General features: G+C 62.1%; 1 protein-coding gene. It reads right to left on the bottom strand.

What is annotated here, in order from left to right; all coding sequences use genetic code 11:
• Positions 1–272, bottom strand: a 272-nt coding sequence (locus B7G66_RS15965) for a transposase (RefSeq protein ID WP_148424813.1), incomplete at both ends; no start/stop codon positions are given.

The following is a 272-nucleotide window of genomic DNA, read 5'->3' as shown; positions in this document are numbered from 1 at the left end:
GTTCTCGATGAGATGGCGCGCCTTGAACAGGGCGGCATCGAACGGGCGCCTGTCGAGGCGGTTCTTGCGCTGGGGAATGACGACACAGGCCCCTTGCGCATGTAGGGCATCCACGATCCAGTGGACATCAAACGCCCTGTCGGCAAGAAGCGCCTTGAAATCCGCCGGTTCCAGAAGGGGCGCAACCCCGACCGTGTCGTAATGCTGGCCGGGGATCAGCGTAAAGCGGACCAGATTGCCCAAGGCGTCGGTCATGGCGATGATCTTGGTCG

The sequence above is a fragment of the Novacetimonas hansenii JCM 7643 genome (genome assembly GCF_000964405.1).
Taxonomy (GTDB): domain Bacteria; phylum Pseudomonadota; class Alphaproteobacteria; order Acetobacterales; family Acetobacteraceae; genus Novacetimonas; species Novacetimonas hansenii.
Note: the sequence above shows the minus strand (reverse complement) of the source record. Positions and strands in the feature narration are given on the sequence as shown.